This window comes from Janthinobacterium sp. 344, from assembly GCF_900112025.1.
In the GTDB taxonomy this organism is placed as follows: domain Bacteria; phylum Pseudomonadota; class Gammaproteobacteria; order Burkholderiales; family Burkholderiaceae_D; genus Janthinobacterium.
Genome location: NZ_FOKL01000003.1, coordinates 137,239 through 153,024 on the forward strand (window position 1 = coordinate 137,239; position 15,786 = coordinate 153,024).

General features: G+C 57.5%; 11 protein-coding genes and 1 pseudogene. 7 read left to right on the forward strand and 5 right to left on the reverse strand.

What is annotated here, in order from left to right:
- Positions 1 to 113: 113 nt before the first annotated feature.
- Positions 114 to 1,487 carry a chitinase gene (locus BM193_RS10250; protein ID WP_254786030.1) on the reverse strand — a complete coding sequence of 458 codons (1,374 nt, stop codon included), beginning with the start codon at positions 1,485 to 1,487 and terminating at the stop codon, positions 114 to 116.
- 616 nt (positions 1,488 to 2,103) lie between these two features.
- Between BM193_RS10250 and BM193_RS10255 the strand changes: the two genes are divergently transcribed.
- The gene (locus BM193_RS10255) at positions 2,104 to 2,988 is read left to right on the forward strand and encodes a hypothetical protein (RefSeq protein ID WP_092797635.1); all 885 of its coding nucleotides are present in this window, start codon (positions 2,104 to 2,106) and stop codon (positions 2,986 to 2,988) included.
- Position 2,989: 1 nt separating this feature from the next.
- A complete protein-coding gene (locus tag BM193_RS10260) occupies positions 2,990 to 3,973 on the forward strand; it encodes an OmpA family protein (RefSeq protein ID WP_092797636.1) in 984 nt (327 codons plus the stop codon).
- A gap of 363 nt (positions 3,974 to 4,336) precedes the next feature.
- Here the strand turns inward: BM193_RS10260 and BM193_RS10265 are convergent, their stop codons facing one another.
- From BM193_RS10265 to BM193_RS10275, 3 genes are all read right to left on the reverse strand, one after another.
- Positions 4,337 to 4,807 (reverse strand): hypothetical protein, encoded by a 471-nt coding sequence (locus BM193_RS10265; RefSeq protein WP_092797637.1) that lies wholly within the window; start codon positions 4,805 to 4,807, stop codon positions 4,337 to 4,339.
- 318 nt (positions 4,808 to 5,125) lie between these two features.
- Positions 5,126 to 6,220 carry a helix-turn-helix domain-containing protein gene (locus BM193_RS10270; protein WP_217638449.1) on the reverse strand — a complete coding sequence of 365 codons (1,095 nt, stop codon included), beginning with the start codon at positions 6,218 to 6,220 and terminating at the stop codon, positions 5,126 to 5,128.
- Positions 6,195 to 6,800, reverse strand: a complete 606-nt coding sequence (locus BM193_RS10275; RefSeq protein ID WP_092797639.1) for a hypothetical protein — start codon at positions 6,798 to 6,800, stop codon at positions 6,195 to 6,197. The genes BM193_RS10270 and BM193_RS10275 overlap by 26 nt, the downstream gene beginning before the upstream one ends.
- Before the next feature lie 389 nt (positions 6,801 to 7,189).
- On the opposite strand from BM193_RS10275, the gene BM193_RS10280 reads away from it, so the two are divergent.
- Complete coding sequence (locus tag BM193_RS10280) at positions 7,190 to 9,094, forward strand: AAA family ATPase (RefSeq protein ID WP_092797640.1); 1,905 nt, start codon at positions 7,190 to 7,192, stop codon at positions 9,092 to 9,094.
- Positions 9,091 to 10,755, forward strand: a complete 1,665-nt coding sequence (locus tag BM193_RS10285) for a UvrD-helicase domain-containing protein (RefSeq protein ID WP_092797641.1) — start codon at positions 9,091 to 9,093, stop codon at positions 10,753 to 10,755. Before BM193_RS10280 ends, BM193_RS10285 begins: the two co-directional genes overlap by 4 nt.
- A 162-nt stretch (positions 10,756 to 10,917) precedes the next feature.
- Here the strand turns inward: BM193_RS10285 and BM193_RS10290 are convergent.
- Positions 10,918 to 11,067 (reverse strand): annotated as a pseudogene (locus BM193_RS10290) (transposase); the annotation flags it as partial.
- Between the two features lie 563 nt (positions 11,068 to 11,630).
- Between BM193_RS10290 and BM193_RS10295 the strand changes: the two are divergent.
- The 3 genes from BM193_RS10295 to BM193_RS10305 are packed head-to-tail and all read left to right on the forward strand — an operon-like array spanning position 11,631 to position 15,785.
- Positions 11,631 to 12,818 (forward strand): lipase family protein, encoded by a 1,188-nt coding sequence (locus BM193_RS10295; RefSeq protein ID WP_092797643.1) that lies wholly within the window; start codon positions 11,631 to 11,633, stop codon positions 12,816 to 12,818.
- A complete protein-coding gene (locus BM193_RS10300; RefSeq protein WP_092797644.1) occupies positions 12,811 to 14,793 on the forward strand; it encodes a caspase family protein in 1,983 nt (660 codons plus the stop codon). Before BM193_RS10295 ends, BM193_RS10300 begins: the two co-directional genes overlap by 8 nt.
- Positions 14,790 to 15,785: an AAA family ATPase gene (locus BM193_RS10305; protein WP_092797645.1), complete on the forward strand. Its 996-nt coding sequence runs from the start codon at positions 14,790 to 14,792 to the stop codon at positions 15,783 to 15,785. The genes BM193_RS10300 and BM193_RS10305 overlap by 4 nt, the downstream gene beginning before the upstream one ends.
- Position 15,786 lies beyond the last annotated feature (1 nt).

Consider the following 15,786-nt stretch of genomic DNA (forward strand, 5'->3'; position numbering starts at 1 on the left):
GCACGGTGCCAGCCACGCCCGGCGGGAGCGGGCCGCGATGGGCGCGCGCAGTGCCACGCCGCGCCGGCTGGCCTGGCCGGAGGCGAATCCTCCCCCTCCGGCCTGTCTGCGACTTACGGCAGGGTTTTCAGCACGTTCTTCGTTGGCACGGAGAAGTTATAGTTGTCGTGACGGTCCCAGTTGATCGACCAGGTCATCACGCCGCGGAAGTCCGGATACGCCTGCAGCGGTTTGATGGTGCCGCAGTTGAGCAGGCGCGTCAGGCAATTCAGCGCATTGCTGACGTCGGCATTGGTCGTGAAGCCCGAGCCGGCCGAGCTGCGCCCGGACGGCACGCCGAAGCCCACCTGGTCAGGACGCAGGCCGGCGAAGGTATTGCCGCCATAATTGAACCCTTCGATCAGCATGCGCGCCGTGGCCACCAGCTGGTCGGCCGAGCCGGCCTTGATGGCGCCCGTGGCATACGGCGTGTAGATGTCGCCGTTGTTGTAATACTGCGGGTGCAGCACCGTCAGCTCGCTGCGCAAGGCGTTGATGATGGGAATGTAGGCGCCCCAGATGCTGCCATAACTGGTGTAGCCGCCTTCCACGTAGACCCATTCCGGCGCCATCGACAGGTAAAAACTGCTGCCGACCTTGGCTTTCAGGTTTTTCACGGCGATCGGCAGATACGTCTGGATGGCCGCACCTTGCGCTACGCCATTTTCCAGGTCCAGGTCGATGCCGTCGAAGCCGTATTTGGTGATGATGGCGTACAGGCTGTTGGTGAAATTGGTGGCTTCGGCCGTGTTGCCGACGGACACGGAACCGTTTTGGCCGCCCAGCGACAGGATGACTTTCTTGCCTTTCGCCCGCTTGGCGGCCACGTCGGCGATGAATTGCGCCTCCGTGCCGGCGCCCGGATCGATGGTCAGGCTGACATTGCCGCCGCCCGCGTTGTCGCCGAACGAGACGACGATCACATCCCAGTCATCGCTGACCTGGCTGATCGGATAGGTGGCGCCGCTGGGGTTGGTGAAATTGTGCCAGTAGCCGATCAGCGCGTGCCTGGCCAGGCCGGTGGGGGTTGGCGTTGGGGTTGGCGTTGGGGTAGGCGTTGGCGTGGGAGTCGGAGTCGGAGTTGGTGTGGGTGTGGGCGTGGGTGTCGGAGTCGGAGTTGGTGTCGGAGTGGGCGTCGGGGTCGGAGTCGGCGTTGGCGTTGGCGTTGGCGTGCCGCATGCGCCCACCACGGTCCAGGGCTGGCCGGTGCCGACGGCGCCGCTGCTGGTGGATGGGTTGTTTCCTTGCGTCCACCAGTTGGCACTGTAGTTCACATTATTGTAGCTGGCCTGGCCGCCGCCGTTATACACCGTGCTGCTGTTCCACGGGGCGTAGCAGGCGACCGCATCGGTCGCGCCTGCCAGCAGCTGGCTGGCGGCGGATCCTTCGCTGCCGCCACCGCAGGCGGCCAGCGTACCGCCGAAGAGGGTGAGGATGAGGGTATTCATGACTGTCCGGTTCACTTGCATCTCCTTGTGTGTTTTTTTCATGGCCGGGCGGCTGGACACCGTCCGATTTTTCAGAGTGCAAGCATTGCAGGTGGTAGTCAACTGGTTTTATTCATTGCGCAACATCACAATACCAGTTGCGCCAGTCCGCCCAAGGACAGCCATGCCGGAGCATACCAGTGGCGCATTTTCGCGCCGCTGGTATGGTCGCCCGAAACGCCCCTCGGAACCGGGGGCGCGGGCGCGGAGGACGCGGGCGCACGGGACCGCCGCGCGGGGAAAAGCGGCGCCGGGAGCAGGGCGGGGAAGGGAGGAGCATGCCAGGCGGCGCCCTCTCAGGTCCAGGCAGGACGGCCGGACGTCACGGCGCGGCCGGCACTTCCTTGCGTAATTCATCGTACGGCCAACGTTACAAAAGACGTATATCCCGGCGTATTTTTCCCGTATCGTTGCGGCATCCACTTATCGTCTCAGCCATTCAGCTTTGCCGGGCCCCGTTGCACGGTGTCGGCGCCGCCTCGATCGCCGGAGCATGACAATAGCCAAGCGCGCCCGCTCTCAAGTGGTGCACAGTTCGACATGGACACGTTGCCAACCAAGGGGGAAGGGGATAGAAATGTACACGTTACGCCAGATGATGCAGTCGATCGTGCTGATCGCCATATCGTCCATGCTCGCCGGATGCACATTCGGTCGACACAACGGGCTTCCCCCATTGACCGCCGAGCAAGAAAAGCTGGTCGCCGCGGCACAACGACGCTGCGCCAGCATTGTGGCCAAGAATGGAAACGCTTCACTTGTTATCATTCCCGTCGTTGCGGGCCGGGGCGATAGCATTGTCGAGTCACACGTCCGCTCCGTGAGCCTGGGTGACGAGGCCATTCTCAAACGCGTCTTCAGCCAACGCCTGTGCCTGCTGGAAGAAGTTGCGCCACCGGCGGACCGGGCCGCACTCGTGACACTTCATCTAGACTATGACAGGGAGATCTCCGAGGCAGTCAGCGATTGGCCCATGTACGATGCGGTGCAATACCCGGCACTGGTAAGCGACTTGCAGGCGAAAAAAAAGGCCCGCAACGCGAAGTCAGACGCCCGTTTTTCAAGCAGGCGCTACAACGTGGATGAGGCATTACTGCTTGCTGCGATCCCATATTTTGATTTCCTGCATGTCCGCGACATTGACGTTGGCTTTTATATAGGCAGCGATGTCAAGTACCAAAAACTGAATATCGGACGCTCGGCCGGAAAAGTCTGCCTGAGCCGGGAAGATTTTTCCATCGCCGTCCGCCCGGCGCTCGATCAAACACGCGCGATCGTCATCGGTCTGGGATTGGGAAAGTACGATGAGGCCCAGGCCCTGCAATTGATACTGGAGCAGGTTTATGATACTGGCGCGCAACGCCTCGTGGTGGCCAGAGAAGCCAACGGGAATGCGGCCCCCGTCCAATGCGCGCCGACCAGCCCGACGACAACTGCGGCCGATGTCCAGCGGGAAAAGTGACATGAGTCCCTACCTGGAAGTCATCATCCCGGCCGCGCTGGCAGTCTACGCCGGCTTCCATCACGAGGGCCGCTGCACCATCGAGCCGGCCGCGCATCGCCTGGCCGAAAATATGTGCCAGGGCTTGCGCGCCGCGTTGGAAGACGGTTGCCAGACCTTGCTGGAGGTGCCACTCGGCGGCAGCGGCATCTATCTGGCAGGCAGTTATTCCATGAAACCTGTCGCATTTCCGCCCCTCGTCAAAGAGAAAATCAGGGAAGGCTACGCGGCATGCGTCGGTTTCTGGAGTGACACGCTCGACTACAATGATTATCGGATTGCCCTGGAACAAAAGGCTAGTGTCTTGAATGCCATGTTCAAGGCAGTCGGCAACCCGGCCGGCGCTGCGCCGCTACTGGACGCCGCGGCGGCCAACGGTGCGCGGCGCGCCGAAGTGCTCGATACCCGGACGGCGGCAAGCGACTTGCGGCAGGATTGCCCGGACCAGGCGCAAATACGATGCCATCACATGATCTCGCCGCCACGCGAGCCGATATACGTTCCTCCGGATCCAGAGACCCTCAACCGCTTATCGGCCGCCGTGACCGATCTCGCAAACGAGGTCAAGCATCACAATGCGTGGAAACCTGGCCCCATGGGCGGCGTCAGCGGCACATGGAAAATAGCCGCGGAAATCAGCTTTGCAACCGGCAGCTTTACCCCGAGGCCGGAACAATGCGCGCGGCTTTCCGCCAGCGTGATGAAAGCGGCGCCCAGGGCCCGGCGCCTGTACATCGCAGCGTCCGCCGATGAACGCGGCACGCCGGCAGGAAACAATACACTCAGCCTGCAGCGCGCCGCGACCGCCGCACAATGCCTGGCCGCCAATGCGCCATCAGCGCAGTGGAGCATGGACATTGTCGGCATGGGCAGCCTGGCCACCGCGCCAGCCGAATATGCACGCGCACGCCGCGCAACAATTTTTGCCTCGGATGAACAGCCATAGCGCGCCAAGCACGAGGAAGAACCCCGGCGCAGGGCGCCAATGTGCGCAAATCGCATTTACGATTGCGGTAGTTGGAAAAAATGACATTTGACGAATTGCTCACTGACTTCGCATAATTTATATTATGTCAAACCACGACCTAAGTTAGGGATGTTCATCTCTGCGAGTACGCGTTCGTTAGCGCCCTTACAGTACGCCAACATCATTCTGAAGTGTTTTGCGACATCATCATGAGGTATTTACGAAATCGACTGAAAAGGTACCACTAGATGTCGCGCGGTTCCTTCGCTCTGATAATCACGGGCTACGCCCACACATCCGGGGCGCCGGCCAGTCGGATGTCGTACTGTTAACCGATGAGCATTAATAATGACCCGAGAAGTCATTCTGAATATCCCCCAACTCCGCCAATTCCTGGATCAGCTGGGCACCGCAATGAAGTAGCTCGATCGTTCGAGCAGGATCAGTCCATCCTCCTGGCCTATGTTTCAGCCCATGAAAAAGGTTGTTGCGAACATTCTTTAAAAGTCGGGTGACCTTCTCCAAATCGCTGGCGTTTCCATCAAAGTTTTCCTCCGCAAAGTACAGCGTGCCGGCGGCCGAGACCCGCTGACGCATAGGATTAAGTGCAATGAGTTGGGTGCCCGCTGCTGAACTTGCATACATGGTGCAAAAACTAGCGACGAACTGTGCCCAACCAGGTTGCGCCACTGCGCCTGGCTTGATGTCTTGCAAGTAGCCCCCCTCCTTCAGCGCGAACTCGAAACGAGAGAACGAAAAGAAAAAGTCAAAGACGGCATGCTCAAGTTCTGGGAAAATTTCGTCTCGGCGCATGGTTCTGGTAGTAGTTTATAAAGCGGCCTCGCGGCCCAAAACGATTAGGAAAACGTAAAACCGATTACAAAATCCAGTTTTCAGCAAAAAATTATTTAAAAACTGCGTTATGTGCAACGATTTTGTGCACGGCACCCAGCTTGCGGCTATTGCAAGCGCTCAATGAACAGGCCCCAGAAATACTCCGATACGCCCTGCTGCGACAACTGGGCTTTCTCCTCGTTGTCGCGAAACTGCATACCAAGCGCCTTGAAGTACAAAGAAGTACAAAGACTGGTCGTCCGCTTCACCACGTAGCATTTCATTGGATGAACCGGCCTATTTCACGACCCGCAGGCCCGCATTGAGCTCAAGCGCGTACATGCTCGCGAGCTCGTCATAGTTTAAGTGCAGTACCTCCACCAGCTCATTGGCGCTGTAGCCCATATGTTTCGTCAGGTTGTCAACCAGCGCGTCGATCAGCGAAGTCTTCTCAGGCTCAAAGTCAACGGCCTGAGGTTCGCGTGTGCGGAATCCCCGTGTGGCCATCTGGCGCCACAAATACTCTGTCTTGTAGCGGTCGATTCTACCGAGTTCGCTGGCGCGGTAAATCATCGATGCCATGGAAACCTTCCACACCGGCTTCATATACGCGGCCTTTTCGATGGTCAGACCGTGAAGTTCAGGACCAATATCAGTGGCCGGCATCAGGAGCGCTGACGCAAATTGGTTCGCTTCCTGCTCCATGTTTGGATTTGGGTACGTGTGCATTACCAGATGACCGATCTCATGAGCCAAGCTGAAACGCATGCGATCAGCTGGCTGACGCCTGTTCAGGAAGATCAACGGTGGTAACCCTGGGATCCGGTAGCTTACGCCGTCAATCTTAGCCTCATCAAGGTCGCATTGGACCACCAAGCATCCTGCGCGTTCAGCATATTCGGTGAGCGAACGAATTGGTCCCCGCGGCATCAGCCAGGCCCGCCGCACGCTATCGGCTACCGCGTCTGCCTGGCCCTGGAAGTCGTCCAGGTCATACAACGGAAACGGAAGTTCAGGGGCAAACTCGACAGCTGACAGGAATTTTCGAGCATGGGCAATCCGCACATTGAGCTCCGCGATAATCCGATCGATTACTTTTTGGCCCGTCGACGCCTTCTTCCGGAACATGGCGTGAGCACTCATTGGTGGACCGTACTCACGCTCAGTTTGAAAGAAAAAGGACACCGGGCATTCCAACGCTTCGCCGAGTCGGGTCACCAAGTCATCATTGACATCCTTCAGCCCTTGCTCAATCTTCGATAACGTACCTTGCGCAATGCCGGTACGATTGGACAGCTCAGCTTGGCTTAATGAAAGCATCCGCCGGCGCAGACCAATCATATCGTTACGAAATATCCGGCCCGAATCAGCCACCTGCAACATCTTTGTCATCGTCATTCAAATTACGTTTTGGTTTGATAATGCGGGATGCAACCGAACCAGAAAGCTTGTTCGACGGTGGCTCTGCGAATGGAAGCACATTTTGCTGCATCGGGTCGGTGCCCAGCAAATCGATCATCCAGACGACCGACTTCTTGTGGCGCTGGATCAACGCTATGCGCTCAATCTCAGTCTCCGAATCGTCAAGGAGATAGACCAACTCCAAGCGTGTCACCTCGCCAAACATGTCGCTGGTCTGGTCCAGGAAAGCCAAGGCGCTTTTGGTAGGGTAATTGCGGGAGAGCAGTTTCTTGTCCGCTTTTTTCATGCGGATGAAAATGTCTGCACCGACCAGTACACCGTCCCAAGGGGCCAGTGTGTCCACGCGGATCCCCTCCCGTCCATCGAATTGACGTTTGGCACCCGACAGCAACTGGTTCCAGACATAGTTGGCGCGAACACGCTTATGTTGCATCTGGGCTGCGATCGCGTCGCGACGCCAGTCCAACCAAGCCGACTGTACGATGTCGATAAAGTCATCAACGTATGGGCGGATAGCGGATTCAGCTGCTTCTTGGGTAATCACCGGCATGACATGCACCTCAGAAACGTTTCAATGCCGGCATATTATCACGCAACACCAATTTTAAGCACAAATTATTCCAAATATTATTCAAATTTCCTGATTGGCAATGTGATGCCTGTGGAACGTTGGCCAGTTGGATGCGCTCAGCTGCTCTTGCTGAAGTTCGCCTTACACCTACTGTAGCTATAGCTCGTGGCATCGCTGAGTATTTCATTCTTGGTAGTTATATTTGTTCACTGGTCTCGTTAGTGACAATTAGATAGTTTTTCCCGCAATCAAACCGGTGACAATGCCAGTAATCGATTGGCCATCCATCAACTTAATTGTCACCATGCTACTTTTATCAGGATGCATAATTCATAACATCGACCAACTCACCTCGTACCGCTAAAACTATGAAGCTTCAAAGCATTTGTCTCTGCAATTTTCAGTCATTTGGTCCAGCCCCGACAAGATTCTCCTTGGAGAATTTAACTTACCTGATTGGGCCAAACGGGTCGGGTAAGACTGCAGTTCTCCAGGCTCTGTCACGCCTGTTCGGGTTCGATCCAGCATTGCGCCGCATCCGGAAATCAGACTTTCATGTACCGCATGGTGAGAAGGTTGTGCCAGCGGAACGCAAACTATGGATCGAGGTCGATTTTGTCTTCCCTGAACTGGATGACGATGGTGAAAACACGACGGTAGCACCAAACTTCGGTCACATGCGTCTGGATGAATCCGATGGCTTGGTTCGCGTGCGCTTCCGCTTGGACGCCGTATTGTTAGATGATGGCGATATCGACGAGACCTTAGCGTACGTCCTAGATGTTAAAGAAGACGGGACCATTTTAGAGATGGCCCAAGTACCCAAGGCTGAGCGCAGCGAGATTCACGTTCACTACTTGCCAGCACGACGAGATCCAGCTGACCACATCGCCTATGGCGCCAATGCATTATTAGGCCGCCTGCTGCGCGCAATCAACTGGGAAAAACAGCGCGCGCACATTATAGAATTGACCAACCAGATCACCGTAAGTCTATCAGGCAATCCCTCTGTAGCGGCATTCAGTGATTGTTTAGCGAGCGCATGGAGCAATTTGCACAAAGGCAGCTACTTCGCTGACCCTAAGATCACGTTCGCAGCATCAGAAGTAGAAGCACTGCTTCGCCATCTGTCGATCTCGTTCGCACCGGGACACGATGAAAATCTGGCTGACTTTTCGCGGCTTAGCGATGGCCAAAAATCGATGCTTTATCTGTCCTTGGTGATCTCATCGCATGCCGTGGGGCGAGCGGTGCTCTCTGGCGACGACGAGACGTTCGACCCGGAAAAGCTGCGGCCACCAGTATTTACCATGATTGCGATTGAGGAACCTGAGAACAGCTTATCTCACCATTATCTGGGCCGCATTGTCAACACGCTGCTGGAGATCACTAAGCAAGGCGATGCGCAAGCCCTGATCGCGACGCATGCACCGTCGATGCTCAGGCGTGTGCCACCGGAGAGTATTCGGTATTTGCGGCTGGGTGAACAACGCGCTACGCGCGTTACATCGATTCTGTTGCCGGAAAAAGCCGATGATGCGCATAAATTTGTGCGCGAGGCGGTCCAAGCCTTTCCCGAAATATATTTCTCGAGGTTGGTCCTGCTTGGCGAAGGCGATAGCGAGGAGATCGTTTTGCCAAGGGTTCTTCGAGCAAAAGGCGCGCCGGTCGATGAGTCGGCCGTGACGGTTGCGCCCTTGGGCGGACGGCACGTCAATCATTTCTGGCGCCTGTTATCGGCGCTGCAGATCCCCTATCTGACGCTGCTGGATCTGGACATGGCTCGACACCAGGGAGGTTGGGGGCGCGTCAAATATGCCAATGATCAATTGGCCGTTCACGAACCAGCAAAGCAACTGCCAGCCGACCATGTTATTCCGGACTGGAATGATGGCACGCACAAAATCTCGAATCATCAAAACTACCTCACGAAACTTGAGGAAAGTGGTGTCTTCTTCTCCTATCCAATGGACTTGGATTTTGCTTTGTTGCTGGCGTTTCCGGATCAATACGGTGTGGTGCGGGAAGACCCCGACGCCGACGTGATCAAGGCAGTCCTTGGCAAGAGTCATCACGATGCCGCGCAATATACGAGAGCGCAGCTCGAACTATTCGGCACCTACCATTCAAAATTCAAAGTTGGCAGTAAGCCCGCTTCACATATTCAGGCGTTGGCGCACATCAGCGACGAAGAGATGTTGGAGGATATGCCACCGTCGCTGGATCGATTGGCTGACGCTGTCATCAAAAAGCTTGAGGAGCTGCCGGAGTGATCGCGCCGGATGCCTGGCGACCGGCCGACGGATTAACGCTCGAGCCATATGCACTGCGTGCTGCGACGGAGCAGCAGAGGAACCTGGCGCTGACTGCCGGCCCGGGAGCGGGCAAGACAGAAATGCTGGCGCAGCGTGCAGACTTCCTATTGCGTACCGGACAATGCCGCTACCCCAAGAGGATCCTTGCGATTTCTTTTAAGGTCGACGCCAGTGCCAATCTAAAGGACCGGGTGCGACGTCGCTGTGGTGCCGCGCTGGGCAGGCGCTTTGACAGCTACACCTTTCATGCGTTTGCCAAGCGGATCATCGACCGCTTCCGTCCAGTCCTGACCGGTGGTGATGCGCTTGATGCTGGCTATAAGATCGGCACGGAGCGCATTGGACGTGGACAGATTCGATTCGACGATCTGGTTCCACTCGCCATTAAGATCCTTCGCCAGTCCAACGCTGCCCGAAACGCCGTTCGCCACACTTACACGGACGTATTCCTAGACGAATTCCAGGACTGCACCGGCACGCAGTACGAACTGATCAAGGTCGCGTTCAAGGGGGCTACAATTCGCTTAACGGCCGTCGGCGATGTCAAACAGAAGATCATGGGCTGGGCAGGTGCGCTCGATGGGATCTTCCAGCTCTTTGCGCAGGAATTTAACGCCGTACCGTTGAATATGTACCGCAACTTCCGCTCTTTGCCGAAGCTGCTGCGCATGCAAAATGAAATTATCCGCGTTCTCGATGCCGCATCCGTGATGGAGCCCGAACAGCTCGCCGGCGAAGGTGGCGAAGTGTTCGCGTGGCGCTTTGCCGATAGTCATGCGGAAGCGGAGTATCTGGCCGATCTGATCGTGCGTTGGACAACCGCCGAACAGGTCCCCTACTCCGAAGTCGCCGTACTGGTCTCCAAAATGGTCGATCAGTACGCCGCCGATCTGATGAGCGCACTGGAAAAGCGTGGCGTCCCATATCGCAATGAAGCGCAGATGCAGGACCTATCATCTGAACCGATTGCGCGTCTCATCGTGGACTACCTTTCCTGCCTCTATGGACAACGTGAATCAAAGGCCTGGATGCGACTATCGGACCAGTTAACGCCGTTCGATGACGACGACGCACAGTCGACGAAGCGACGCGCTTTCCACACCTTTTTCACAGCCCAGCGCAAGGCAGTAGGTATCGCAAACCTAATCGACAAGCCATATACCGGCTGGTGGGACTTCGCCACGACATTTCTCAAAAAGGTGGGTATTGAGACGTTGGTCGCCCTATCGCCAGAGTATGAGACCCGGTCGCGACTAAAAGAACTGATTGCGCAGACCAAGACGAAGATCGAGGAGCTACATAAGGCCGCCCCGGATTTACTTGCAGCGCTTAAACGCTTTTCCGATGACCATGCGGTGCGTATCCTCACTATCCACAAAAGCAAGGGCCTGGAATTTGATTCAGTCATCATGCCTGCCATTGAACATGAGGTGTTCTTTGGTGAAGTGACGGCAGAACGGTGCGCTTTCTTTGTTGGCGTCTCGCGTGCGAAGCGCCGCCTGATACTGACCCAAGCGGATCAACGGCCACGGCCGGCCAATTACACCAAACAGTGGAAAGTAGAGCGTAGAGCGCAAGAAGAATACCTTGGCTATGCCCTTCCGTTTGTGGAGGCCTGACCAACGATAGGTACCATCTCGGATTAATCAATCAATTCTGTTTTTTGAGGGGCGGCCGGGACTCATGTTTTTTGACACGTCGCGTCAAGATAGTTTCTTACGGTCTCTATTTCCATATCCGAGTTGGCTGTGTCGCGATGCCATCGGTCTACGTCAAGCGCTCACTCGGCGCTGCTGGCTTCGCGTGCACTTGTCCTTGAGCGGACAGCTCTTGCAGTTCGAGCTCCAGTAACGGTTCAGCGTCATGCCCTTTTCAACACTGGTGAAACGCCAGATCAGCGATTGGCCAGCCGGGCAGCTTTTTACCTTGTTCGCCTTTGCCAATCTGGTGCTGGCCGGAAGGCGTTTTATGATCACCAAATCATGCAGTCCGTCCTGATTACCGAAAGACGCGCAGCATCGCGTCAAATCGGACTAAAAACGGGCTTGAACGGCTCGCCGGTAGACCATTTGGCGTGCCAAACCCGTTGGAAAACCGAATTGATCAGCGCTTCCCTAGAGATTATCAGTGATGGCAAATGTAGCGGACAAAGAACGAAATACATGCCGTTTAATAACTACCTTACATAGGACGCCATTTTAAGTACCCTCGCGACAACAAGTTGATATTTTGTTAGAAGCAGCGAATTTCGGATGGAAAAGATCAACTTGCTGTCAAAGAATCGCGACAGCAAGTTAGGTCACTTCGTTGGGAGATCAGGGGGAGACGTGGATATTTTGAGTACCTAGAATACTGTCGGCGTACTGCCAGGCTCAAAAGTGATATTTTCAAATTCTTACCGATTAGTCAAGGTGATTTTTGGTGAGAATTTTTCGGGTGTGATAATGGCACAATAAGTCTTGCCACAAAGCAGGAATTCTTACATTATCTTTATATGAGCAAAATTTTGTTATTTGTACACGGTACGGGTGTGCGTAAGGCTGGTTATGACTCCTCCATGGAGTTAATCAAGCGCCAATTGGTGGCGTATCATTGTAACGTGAGGCTGGAAGGATGCTTCTGGGGTGGCAGTGTCGGCGCCACCCTGCCCGACGAATGCCGTTCTGTGCCGGGCTACGGTAACACCCGCAGCATTGGAAACACCGCTGAGGACGACGACCTAGCCCTTTGGAACTTGCTGTGCCGTGAGCCCACCGCGGAACTGGGCATGCTAGCCACGAGCGGGGGCGTGATGGCGGCTTACCCGCCCAACCTGCCACACCCAGGCGTGCAGCTATGCGCGCAATTCGCCGGGCTTCAACACCATCCAGAGTTGGTGCGCGCCGTCGCCGACTTGGCGCCGGACCATACGGCCGCGTCCATCCTGTCCCTCATCAGCGGATCACCAGCGTACGCCGCGGCCGAACAGTGCGGCGCTGCGGCAACGCCCAGCCACGCCGCCGCGCTGGCGCGTGCGGTGGTCGCCACCCTTCAATATTTGGCGCTAGAACAGGGCTTGCCCGTGTACGACGCGCATGGTAGTAACGCACTGGCGACTCAGCTGGGGCAAGCACTGGGAAGCAACGTGCGCGGCCCGGTCGGCGCCGGACTCACTTCCCTGCTGTCCTGGGGGGCGACGTGGTACAGCCGCGCCCGACGGGGACGGCTGACCGACCAAGGCTATGCTGCCGCGGGTGACATTCTGTGCTACCAGTCGCGCGGCGATGCGTTGCGAGATTTTCTGCTCAACAAGATCGCCGAGTTTCCTGACGACCAAGTGATCTTGTTTGCGCACAGCCTAGGTGGCATTGCGTCGTTTGAAACCCTGATTCAGCACCAGCCCGCCAATGTGGCCAAGCTAATCACCTTTGGATCACAGTCGCCCTTCCTGTACGAGATGGACGCACTGTCAAAGCTGCGGCGGAACGCGGAGTTGCCCGTATCCTTGCCGGACCTATTTCCACCGTGGAGCAATTTCTATGACCTCAACGACCCGCTCAGCTACCTGGCTGGCAAGCTGTTCGACAGCCGGGTCAGCGACCATGAGGTGAAAAGCGGTATGCCCTTCCCTGCCGCGCACAGCGCCTACCTGCGCAACGAACCGTTTTGGCACTTGGTAAGTAGTAAGGTCGCACTTGTTTAATCCAGATCCCAAGCAACTGCGGGTCGTGTTGGTGGGTATAGATCAATATGCCTACGCTCCGGCCTGGCGTCTGGATGGCCCCGAGGCGGACGCCAGGCGCATGGCCGCCTGGCTGATGACGCAAGGAGTGGAGCCGGACCAGATCACCATGTTCCTTTCGCCGGCTGGCTGGCAAGCACCCGAGATGCTGCAGTGGGCCGACCAGTGCGAGCTGAAACCTGAGCGGCGCCGTCACGCCACCCAGGAGGTGATCAAGCGTTTCGTGGACATCGAACTACCCAAGGCAAGCGGCGAGGCACTGCTGGTCTACTGGGGCGGCCACGGTCTGATCGACCATCAGGGCGTAGAGCGATACCTGGTGCTGGCGGACGCTACCGAGGACCAAACGTATTACGTCAACCTACAGCAATTGCTGTCGGTGCTGAAACGGTCAGAGCTCAGTCATTTGCGGCGACAGGTGTGCATCGTCGATACCTGCGCCACGCCCAGGGACGCCATCAAGACCAAGCTGACGCTCAACGACACCAATTTCACCATTGGTTCGCTGGCGCACCAGGCAATCTCGCAGTGCATCCTGCTTGCGGCTTCCGATGGCTTGTACGCCAAGAATGATAGCGCCGCCCGGCGAGGGGTGTTCTCCCACCATCTGCTCAATGCGCTGGCGAACGGCCCCGGACGGCCCGGACCCGAGGAATTCGCCGCCGCCTTCGAGTGCGCGCTGAAGGACCCAGCGCTCGGCGAGCAGCGCCCCCGCAGGTGGCTGATCGACACCGCGAACGACCGACAGGAGCACGGCTGGGCCGCCCCCGCTGACGATCCGGTCGCTGACTTGCTTGCCCTCGTGCGCACCCATATTCCCGATGTCACGCTGGCGCGGTACGAACGGCTGTATCTGCGCAGCCTGCCCAATCCTACCCGTGCCGTGCAGCAAGGCGGAGCGGAGGATTGGCTACGACATCTGCACGACGTGCCCGTGGCAGATACACACCGACCGCCGCCGTTGGCGGAGTTCGCGATCCGCTTGGCCAAGGAAACCGGGGCGACCGTGCTGGAGGACTGGGCTGCAAGCGCCTGCAAGCCGGAACAGTTGGTTCAGCTTCAGCTAAAGCTGCAGGACGAGGGCCAGCGTGACACCGAGCGGACTACCTTGTTCATCGAACTGGACGAGAGAGCCCAAAAATTGTGCTGGTGGCTTAGCGCCGCGCAGCCTCACTTCCGCACCCAGCCTGCCGTTCTGACTCTGGCACCTGCCCGCCTGCACGAGAGTTTCGCGGACGCGCTGGGAACCGTGCTCAGTGAAGCACATCTCCGCACGGGTACGGAGTGCGAGCTTTGGGTAGGTCTCATCTTGCCCAGTAATTTACTGGCTGCGGGCCTGGAAGACGTCAGCATCGGCGTGGTGCTGGATGGCGCTTACAGCGACCAATCCCTGCACGAACGTTACCCGCTGCTGCTCCACTGGAGCCAACGTGCTTGGAGTATAAGTGCGGGACTTCCCTCGTCCCCTTGGGGACTGGCCGTAAAGAAGATCAAAGAGCGCATGGCCCAGGGCGGAGGCACGCTAATGTACTGGCTGGACCACAACCACCGCAAGCCTGAGGAGGTGGCCCGACTAGAACTGATCCGTGGGCATTCAAGACTGACTTGCATCGGCATCGATGGCCAACCGGCGAACGCCAGGCCGCTAGATGAACTCGTGTCGGGCTGTCTGCGGCAAGGCATACCGTGCCTGCTGTTGATCAGGCAGGCCACTTCCAACACTGTCGACGATGTCACGAAGCGCGCCGAACGAGACGAACTCGGGCTCTCACTTGGCGCCTCTCCAGCGGCGGACACCCCGCTAGTGCTGAGGAACCTGTGGGCCGCGTCCACCACGGACAGCATTCTGTCCGGTGCCCGGCTCGTGTGGGACCTGCCGTCGCACTTACCGTCGCCCGTACAACTTCAACCTCCTTTCTCAGGACATCAGATATGAGCACCGAAAACGAACAGGATTGGCGCATTTACCGCGGCGACGGCCAAGTCCACACCGGATGGCAGCCGCCTGAACCTCCGATTTGGCGCCCTCGCCGTTCCGCCGCCGCCGCTAAAGTCGTCGTGCCGCCACTGTCGGAGGCGGCCAGTCACCACGGAAGCCATTACAAAAGCAGCGAGGAAATCGTTCGTATCGTCAACGCCGCCATGCACCTGCGCCGTCCACTATTGATCACGGGCGCGCCGGGCACCGGCAAATCCACCTTGGTCGATGCCATCGCCTACGAACTTGACCTAGGAGAGCCACTGCGCTGGTCGGTAACATCGCGCAGCACCTTGCACGATGCGTTGTACAGCTACGACGCTATTGGCCGCGCCCAGCACCGCGAAGCCGAAATGCGTGACGGCCAGCCGCTGGACATAGGCCACTTTATCCGGCTGGGGCCGCTGGGCACAGCCATGCTGCCGGCTGACCGTCCGCGTGTCCTGCTCATCGACGAGATCGACAAAGCGGACATCGACCTTCCCAACGACCTGCTCAATGTGTTGGAGGAAGGGCGCTTTCACATCCCGGAACTCGGTCGGCTGGGCAAAAAGACCTACAACGTGCTGACCCGCGATGGCGAGCCGGCCGCGATCACCGGCGGCGACGTGGAATGCTTTGAATATCCACTGGTGGTTATGACCAGCAATGGCGAGCGCGACTTCCCCGCCCCTTTTTTGCGCCGTTGCCTGCAGCTGCGCATGCCTGACCCTTGCGAGAATCCGGAGCGGTTGCGCGCCATCGTCGAGGCCCACTTGGGCGACGCGATGGCGAACAACGCGGCTGGCATGATCGAACATTTCATCCAGCGCGCGCAGGACGGCGAGATATTGGCCACGGACCAGTTGCTAAACGCGGTGCAACTGGTCATGGGAGCCTACGCCATGAGCGATAAGGATAGGCTAGCCTTGGCCGACCAGCTTACAGTCAGCTTGGGCAGAAAGCCCTGAA

What these genes read in the sequence shown, in the direction of transcription:
- BM193_RS10250 (WP_254786030.1), bottom strand. Translation starts at nt 1,487, where the DNA reads ATGAATACCCTCATCCTCACCCTCTTCGGCGGTACGCTGGCCGCCTGC.
- BM193_RS10255 (WP_092797635.1), top strand. Translation starts at nt 2,104, where the DNA reads ATGTACACGTTACGCCAGATGATGCAGTCGATCGTGCTGATCGCCATA.
- BM193_RS10260 (WP_092797636.1), top strand. Translation starts at nt 2,990, where the DNA reads ATGAGTCCCTACCTGGAAGTCATCATCCCGGCCGCGCTGGCAGTCTAC.
- BM193_RS10265 (WP_092797637.1), bottom strand. Translation starts at nt 4,807, where the DNA reads ATGCGCCGAGACGAAATTTTCCCAGAACTTGAGCATGCCGTCTTTGAC.
- BM193_RS10270 (WP_217638449.1), bottom strand. Translation starts at nt 6,220, where the DNA reads ATGACAAAGATGTTGCAGGTGGCTGATTCGGGCCGGATATTTCGTAAC.
- BM193_RS10275 (WP_092797639.1), bottom strand. Translation starts at nt 6,800, where the DNA reads ATGCCGGTGATTACCCAAGAAGCAGCTGAATCCGCTATCCGCCCATAC.
- BM193_RS10280 (WP_092797640.1), top strand. Translation starts at nt 7,190, where the DNA reads ATGAAGCTTCAAAGCATTTGTCTCTGCAATTTTCAGTCATTTGGTCCA.
- BM193_RS10295 (WP_092797643.1), top strand. Translation starts at nt 11,631, where the DNA reads ATGAGCAAAATTTTGTTATTTGTACACGGTACGGGTGTGCGTAAGGCT.
- BM193_RS10305 (WP_092797645.1), top strand. Translation starts at nt 14,790, where the DNA reads ATGAGCACCGAAAACGAACAGGATTGGCGCATTTACCGCGGCGACGGC.